11 protein-coding genes are annotated in these 6,172 nt (G+C 63.9%); 10 read left to right on the top strand and 1 reads right to left on the bottom strand.

Going from position 1 to position 6,172, the window contains the following annotated elements; all coding sequences use genetic code 11:
* From RMO18_RS09345 to trmD, 8 genes are all read left to right on the top strand, one after another.
* Positions 1–286, top strand: a 286-nt coding sequence (locus RMO18_RS09345) for a GNAT family N-acetyltransferase (RefSeq protein WP_309665457.1), incomplete at its 5' end; no start/stop codon positions are given.
* Positions 283–861 (top strand): GNAT family N-acetyltransferase, encoded by a 579-nt coding sequence (locus tag RMO18_RS09340; protein WP_309665456.1) that lies wholly within the window; start codon positions 283–285, stop codon positions 859–861. The genes RMO18_RS09345 and RMO18_RS09340, both read left to right, overlap by 4 nt.
* On the top strand, positions 861–1,157 hold the full coding sequence (locus RMO18_RS09335) for a chorismate mutase (RefSeq protein WP_309665455.1): 297 nt from the start codon (positions 861–863) through the stop codon (positions 1,155–1,157). The genes RMO18_RS09340 and RMO18_RS09335 overlap by 1 nt, the downstream gene beginning before the upstream one ends.
* Positions 1,158–1,217: 60 nt before the next feature.
* Positions 1,218–1,571, top strand: coding sequence for a 30S ribosomal protein S16 (gene rpsP, locus RMO18_RS09330; RefSeq protein WP_309665453.1), 354 nt, complete (start codon positions 1,218–1,220; stop codon positions 1,569–1,571).
* 13 nt (positions 1,572–1,584) lie between these two features.
* Positions 1,585–2,217 carry a 5,6-dimethylbenzimidazole synthase gene (gene bluB / locus RMO18_RS09325; protein WP_309665451.1) on the top strand — a complete coding sequence of 211 codons (633 nt, stop codon included), beginning with the start codon at positions 1,585–1,587 and terminating at the stop codon, positions 2,215–2,217.
* Positions 2,218–2,721 (top strand): ribosome maturation factor RimM, encoded by a 504-nt coding sequence (rimM, locus tag RMO18_RS09320; protein WP_309665450.1) that lies wholly within the window; start codon positions 2,218–2,220, stop codon positions 2,719–2,721.
* A 69-nt stretch (positions 2,722–2,790) separates the two neighbouring features.
* Positions 2,791–3,768, top strand: a complete 978-nt coding sequence (locus tag RMO18_RS09315) for a hypothetical protein (RefSeq protein WP_309665449.1) — start codon at positions 2,791–2,793, stop codon at positions 3,766–3,768.
* A 76-nt stretch (positions 3,769–3,844) separates the two neighbouring features.
* Positions 3,845–4,657 (top strand): tRNA (guanosine(37)-N1)-methyltransferase TrmD, encoded by an 813-nt coding sequence (trmD, locus tag RMO18_RS09310; RefSeq protein ID WP_309665448.1) that lies wholly within the window; start codon positions 3,845–3,847, stop codon positions 4,655–4,657.
* A gap of 9 nt (positions 4,658–4,666) precedes the next feature.
* On the opposite strand, the gene RMO18_RS09305 is transcribed toward trmD, so the two are convergent.
* On the bottom strand, positions 4,667–5,167 hold the full coding sequence (locus RMO18_RS09305; protein ID WP_309665447.1) for a GNAT family N-acetyltransferase: 501 nt from the start codon (positions 5,165–5,167) through the stop codon (positions 4,667–4,669).
* 356 nt (positions 5,168–5,523) lie between these two features.
* Between RMO18_RS09305 and rplS the strand changes: the two genes are divergently transcribed.
* Together rplS and rpmE are read left to right on the top strand one after the other, a co-directional pair.
* Positions 5,524–5,898, top strand: coding sequence for a 50S ribosomal protein L19 (gene rplS, locus RMO18_RS09300; RefSeq protein ID WP_309665446.1), 375 nt, complete (start codon positions 5,524–5,526; stop codon positions 5,896–5,898).
* An 11-nt stretch (positions 5,899–5,909) separates the two neighbouring features.
* On the top strand, positions 5,910–6,131 hold the full coding sequence (gene rpmE, locus RMO18_RS09295; protein ID WP_309665445.1) for a 50S ribosomal protein L31: 222 nt from the start codon (positions 5,910–5,912) through the stop codon (positions 6,129–6,131).
* The last annotated feature ends 41 nt before the right edge of the window (positions 6,132–6,172 follow it).

The raw sequence follows: 6,172 nt of genomic DNA, 5'->3' as shown, positions 1-6,172 counted from the left end.
TGGCCACGCCGGTCCGTGGCATCCATGGGACTGGCCCGAGCGTGAGATCGGCTGGACCGTCTGGGGACCCGAGGCTGAAGGCAAGGGCTATGCTCACGAGGCTGCCCTCGCCGCCCGCGACCATGCCTTTGGCCCCCTCGGCTGGGACACTGCCGTCAGCTACATCGACCCGGCGAATGCCCGCTCCATTGCCCTTGCCAAACGGCTGGGCGCGGTGCTGGACCCCGACGCGCCAAAGGAACCGGGCGATGACGATCTGGTCTATCGGCACAGGTGGACAGCATGACCGCCGCCCTGCACCCTTGGGAGGCATCACCGACCGGCGTTTCCGCAACTTTGGCCCGCCAGATCGCAGCTATAGTGCCGGAACTTCAGACCGAACGCTTCCGCCTGCGCGCCCCACGGATCGAAGACTTTCCGGTCTACGCCCGCTTTTTGTCTGATCTTCCGATTTCCGCGGCGGCACCCGATCTGGCTGAACAAGCCTGGCTGGATTTTTGCCAGTTGGTCGCCAGCTGGCCCCTGCGTGGCTATGGGCCATGGACGGTCGAGGCCCTGAACGGCAGCGCACCTCTTGGTGGCATCGTGCTGAACCACGAATTCGGCGACCCCGAGGTTGAACTCGGCTGGGTCGTTGCACCCAGTGCCGAACGCCAGGGCATCGCGACCGAGGCCACCCGTGCCGCCCGCACCCACGCTTTCGCCGCGATGGGGTTCCGCACGCTGGTGTCCTACATCGACGCCGACAACCCGCGTTCCATCGCCGTGGCCGAACGCCTTGGCGCCCGCCGCGACCCGCAGGCCGAACAGGCCATCGGCCATGACTGCCTTGTTTATCGCCATCAGCCGGAGACCGCATGATGACCGACGCCACCGCCCGCGCCGCCGATCTGCTGCGCGACCATCGCGAAAGCATCGACCGTCTGGATGCGATCCTGGTCTACACTCTGGCAGAACGGTTCAAGCAGACGCAGGCGGTTGGTCGGCTCAAGGCCGAACACAACCTGCCACCTTCGGATCCGGACCGCGAGGCCCGGCAGATGGCGCGGCTTGACCAACTGGCACACGAGGCCGACCTCGACCCCGGCCTCGCCAAGAAATTCCTGACCTTCATCATCTCCGAAGTCATCAGGCATCACGAGAAGCTACAGAAATAACCAACCCGAATGCGCGCGGGGCCCCCGCGCCGTACCCAAAACCCTGAAGGAGACTACCCTATGTCGATGAAAATCCGTCTTGCCCGTGGCGGCAGCAAAAAGCGCCCGTTCTATTCCATCGTTGCCACTGACAGCCGCATGCCGCGCGATGGCCGCTTTCTGGAAAAGCTTGGCACCTACAACCCGCTTCTGGCCAAGGACGACGAAAAGCGCGTCGTGATGAACCTTGATCGCGTGACCTACTGGCTGGGTCAGGGCGCACAGCCAACCGACCGGATCGCCCGTATGCTGGAGGCCGCCGGTGCGCGCCCGAAGGCCGTGCGTGCCAACCCGAACTCCGCCAAGCCCGGCAAGGCAATGGCCGAGCGTGCCACCAAGAAAGCCGCCCGCGCCGCCGAACCGGCAGCCGAGTGACCGGACCGCTGCCATGCACGGCAGCTATGACGCAGCTTTCCGTGCGGAACTGCTGGATCTGATGCGATGGCGGCGCGACGTGCGCCGCTTTCGCCGCGATCCCGTCGAGGCAGCGGTGCTTGACCGCTGTCTCGACGTGTTTTCGCTCGCACCCTCGGTCGGGCTAAGCGAGCCTTGGCGCGTGGTGCGGGTGCAAAGTGATGCTGCCCGCAGCGCCTGCCTGTTGAACTTCCAGACTGCCAATGCCGCCGCCCTTGCCGGCCAGAACGGCAACCGCGCCCGGCTTTATGCCGGGCTAAAGCTGTCTGGCATGGCCGAGGCGCCGGTTCACCTTGCCGTTTTCTGCGACGACGCCACCGCGAAAGGTGCGGGCCTTGGCGTGGCCACCATTCCGGACATGCGCGCCCATTCCGTTTCCGCAGCAATCTCGCTGTTCTGGCTCGCGTTGCGGGCCGAGGGTTTGGGCATGGGCTGGGTCTCGATCCTTGATCCCGCCGCCGTTCTGCGCGATCTTGCGGTGCCTGCCGATTGGCGTCTGATCGGTTATCTGTGCGTGGGCTGGCCCGAAATCGAAACGACTGTGCCGGAACTTGAACTGGCCGGTTGGGAAACCCGGGCCCCGGCCCTGTGGATGGAGTGCCGTTGAGTGACTGACCGGATCTGCATAGGCGCGATTGCCGGCGCCTTTGGCGTAGCGGGCGAACTGCGGCTTAAATCCTTCTGCAGCGTGCCGGAGGATATCGCCTCCTACGGCCCGCTGTTTACCGAAGACGGCGGAAGCAGCTTCAAGATCACGCTGACCCGGCCCGTCGCTGGCGGCCTTGGCGCGCGCATCGCGGGCATCACCAACAAGGACGAGGCCGACGCACTGCGCGGCACCAGCCTGTTCATCGACCGCGAAAAACTGCCCTCCTTGCCGGATGATGAATTCTATTACGCCGATCTGGTCGGCCTTGAGGTCCGCGATCCGGGCGGCGCGGTCATCGGCAAGGTCGGCGCGATCCATAACCACGGTGCGGGCGATATCCTGGAGATTGTAGGCAGCGGTCACAAATCGGCCCTTCTTTTGCCCTTTACCAAGACCACCGTGCCAACGGTGGATCTTGCGGCCGGGCGCTTGATCGTCGATATTCCAGAGGGCTTGGAGTAGACTGGGACTGAAGGCCGCCGACGCTGCCAACTGACGGCCCCGCCAAGTGCCAGAGTTGAGAGGAATGCCATGCTCACACGATTGCGACTTCTGAAAGGGGCCAACGCGCTGCTTTACATGGGTCCGCTGTTGTCGGGAATGTCCGGGGATGGCTGGTGGATGGTTCCCCCCTTCGTTTTCGTCTTCGTGCTGTGGCTGATGCTGCTGCGCCCGGAACAATGGCCTGCGACCAGTGCTGAATGGCTGGCGCCGCAGGCTTGGGGCGCCGTGTTTACGCAAGTCCTGTCTCAGGTTTTGCTGGTCGTGGTGTTGCTCGCGGTTGGTCGGGGGCTGTCCGGGCTTGCCGGTTTCCTGCCGGTGCTGCATCCGCTTATGACGCTGGGCCTGTCGGGCCTGTCCATTCCACTAAGCCGCTATCTTTGGGATGCGCGCGAAGCAGCCCAACAAGGCGTTTTTCTGGACGACGAGGCCGAACTTGCGCAGGCACCGCATGCCGCAGACGAAGCCGCAGGTGCCGTTGCACCCCTGCTTGCCATGGGCGAAACAGCGGGTGAGGCGGGTGTTCGTCGCGCAATCGATGATCTGCTGACAGGACCCGCAGCCGGACAGCGCCTCGACGCCCTGATCGCGGCGCTTGGCAAGGCAACGCGGTCCCACGATGCGCTGCGCCGCTCGCTTGTGATCTGGGCGACCGAGCCCGAGATCGTCGCCCCCGGCCAGTTCCCGCGCGCCGTCGACAGCGCGTTTTCCCTGTCAAACCGCGATCCCGACCTGCTGCGTCTGTTCCTGCCACGGGCGCTCGCGCTGGCGTCTGCGTTTCCAGACCGGGTTTCCGGGTTCCCCTCCGCCAGCGCGCTGCGTCAAGCCGCTGCCGACGATCTGGACACCGGGCCGAACGGCGACCTTCCGGCAGACCTGCGGGCGGATTTGCGCGATGGTCTTGCAGCACTCGCCAAGGCCGTCGAGGCAGCCCAATCGAAGAAAAGACCCGTTGAAGAACCGGCGCGCAACGAAGCCGAGCCTGAGACCGCGCCGCGCCCCGCCTGACCTCAGCTTTCCCGACACTTGTGCCATCCCGCGCGGGGCTTCTCAGCGCGGTGCATTCAGGCTAAAGCCCTTGGCCATGTCCGATGCCAGCGATCCGTCCAAAAGCCATGGCCGCCTTTCCGTGCGCCCCAGTCTCAAACCCCGCGACCTCATGGAGGAACCGCGCGTGGTCAAGGGTGCCTGGACCGCAAAGATCATCACCCTGCTGCCCGAGGCGTTTCCCGGCATTCTCGACCTGTCACTGACCGGCAAGGCGCTGGATTTCGGCCTTTGGCGGCTTGAGTCCATCGACCTGCGGCCGTTTGGCGTTGGCAAGCACCTTAACGTTGATGACACGCCCGCCGGTGGCGGTGCCGGCATGGTCCTGCGCGCCGATGTGGTGGATAGTGCGCTTGCCGCTGCCGCAGAGGGCACTCCGCCATATCGTGCCCGCTGGCCGGTAATCTATCTGTCGCCACGCGGCAAACCCTTTGATCAGGCCACCGCCCGCCGTCTTGCCGGTTGCGATGGCATCACCCTGCTATGTGGCCGCTTTGAAGGCGTTGACCAGCGCGTCCTTGACCATCACGGTGTCGAAGAAATCAGCCTTGGTGACTTTGTGCTGACCGGTGGCGAGATCGCCGCCCTTGCGCTGATCGACGCCACAGTACGGCTGCTGCCGGGGGTTTTGGGCAACGCCGCCTCGACCGAGGAGGAAAGCTTCTCCGCCGGCCTGCTGGAGTTTCCGCAATACACCCGTCCCGCCGTCTGGAACGACCTGCCAATCCCCGAGGTGCTGCAATCGGGCCACCACGGCGATATCGCCAAATGGCGCACGGCGCAGGCCGAAGACATCACCCGCGCCCGCCGCCCTGACCTGTGGCAGGCCTACCGCAAGCCAAAGCCGTAGGCTGGCACCTCAGGCCCGGTCCGCCAGGCTGCGCAAATCGTCCGGCGCCAACCGGTAAACCCGCATCGTATCAAGGCAATACGCGCCCAACCCCTCGTAAAACCTGATCGCGGGGGCATTCCAGTCAAGGCACCCCCATTCCAGCATCTCGCACTGCCGGTCCAGCGCCTCGCGCGACAGAAACTCCATCATTATCCGCCCAAGGCCGGATCCCCGAAAATCCTCGTCAACCAGAAACCCGTCGATGAACAGGCCAGACCGCCCGGTAAAGGCCGAAGATGTCTGGCTGAAATAGGCAAAGGCAACCGGCACGCGGTCATAAAGCCCGAACACCGCCTCGCCCTGCCGTTCGCTCAGCAGCCGCCGCAGACGCGGTTCGGTCGCCGTGATCTGATCCGCCATCTTCTGATAGCGCCCCAACTTGCGCATGAACCCCAGCACCAACCCCGCGTCGTCAGGGATTGCCCGCACAATGACGAACCTCGGGTCTCTTGTTGCGATCTCTTGCATTGCATTCTTCCTTGGGGAAAAGGCCGCAAAACAGGTGCGGCTGACATTTGATCAAAATATTTTCAATGTCTGAACAAGTCTCGGCGAAAAGGCAAGCTGCGGCGCACACCCCTTGACCCATTTCGGGCCAACCCCTATACGCCGGCTGTCCGGGGCATCATTGCCCTTCGGACACGATTCTCTTTGGCCAACGCGCCTGTCCGCTTCGTCAGGTGCGGCCCAAGAAATCGGACCAAAAAGCGCATGTGCCATCTCTGGCGGGCTGACCACCATCAGGTCGGGACCCGGTTGAAGACCAAGAGCTCTGGTGCAGCATCACTTCGCGGGAAAAACCGCGAGCATGGAAAGGACCTGCGATGAATTTGATCGCCATCATCGAGGCGGAGCAGATTGCTGCCCTCGGCAAGACCATCCCGGATTTCAAGGCCGGTGATACCCTGCGTGTCGGCTACAAAGTGACCGAAGGAACCCGTTCGCGCGTGCAGGCCTACGAAGGCGTCTGCATCGGCCGCAAGGGCGGTGCCACGATTGCGGCCTCGTTCACCGTGCGCAAGATCTCGTTCGGCGAAGGCGTGGAGCGGGTGTTCCCCCTCTACTCGACCAACATTGACAGCATCGAAGTGGTGCGTCGTGGCAAAGTGCGTCGCGCCAAGCTTTACTACCTGCGCGCCCGTCGCGGCAAATCGGCCCGGATCGCCGAAGACGCCACCTACAAATCCAAAGCCGAATAGGGAACAGACCGATGAAACAGGGCATTCACCCCGATTATCACACCATCAACGTCAAGATGACCGATGGCACCATGTTCCAGACCCAGTCGACCTGGGGCAAGGACGGCGATCAGATGGCGCTCGACATCGACCCGCTGTCGCACCCGGCCTGGACTGGCGGCAACGCCAAGCTGATGGATACCGGCGGTCGCGTCTCGAAGTTCAAGAACAAGTACGCCGGCCTCGGGTTCTAGAGCGGGATGAGTCTTTATGGAACCAAAGGGCGGCGGTTTCA

It is taken from the genome of Tabrizicola sp., assembly GCF_031377265.1.
In the GTDB taxonomy this organism is placed as follows: domain Bacteria; phylum Pseudomonadota; class Alphaproteobacteria; order Rhodobacterales; family Rhodobacteraceae; genus JAUYQR01.
This window is presented reverse-complemented; position numbering and strand designations above follow the sequence as displayed.

Excerpts from the sequence above, each read along its gene's own strand:
- bluB (WP_309665451.1), top strand. The coding sequence starts at position 1,585 with ATGCACGGCAGCTATGACGCAGCTTTCCGTGCGGAACTGCTGGATCTG.
- RMO18_RS09335 (WP_309665455.1), top strand. The coding sequence starts at position 861 with ATGACCGACGCCACCGCCCGCGCCGCCGATCTGCTGCGCGACCATCGC.
- RMO18_RS09305 (WP_309665447.1), bottom strand. The coding sequence starts at position 5,167 with ATGCAAGAGATCGCAACAAGAGACCCGAGGTTCGTCATTGTGCGGGCA.
- rpmE (WP_309665445.1), top strand. The coding sequence starts at position 5,910 with ATGAAACAGGGCATTCACCCCGATTATCACACCATCAACGTCAAGATG.
- rpsP (WP_309665453.1), top strand. The coding sequence starts at position 1,218 with ATGTCGATGAAAATCCGTCTTGCCCGTGGCGGCAGCAAAAAGCGCCCG.
- trmD (WP_309665448.1), top strand. The coding sequence starts at position 3,845 with ATGTCCGATGCCAGCGATCCGTCCAAAAGCCATGGCCGCCTTTCCGTG.
- RMO18_RS09315 (WP_309665449.1), top strand. The coding sequence starts at position 2,791 with ATGCTCACACGATTGCGACTTCTGAAAGGGGCCAACGCGCTGCTTTAC.
- RMO18_RS09340 (WP_309665456.1), top strand. The coding sequence starts at position 283 with ATGACCGCCGCCCTGCACCCTTGGGAGGCATCACCGACCGGCGTTTCC.
- rplS (WP_309665446.1), top strand. The coding sequence starts at position 5,524 with ATGAATTTGATCGCCATCATCGAGGCGGAGCAGATTGCTGCCCTCGGC.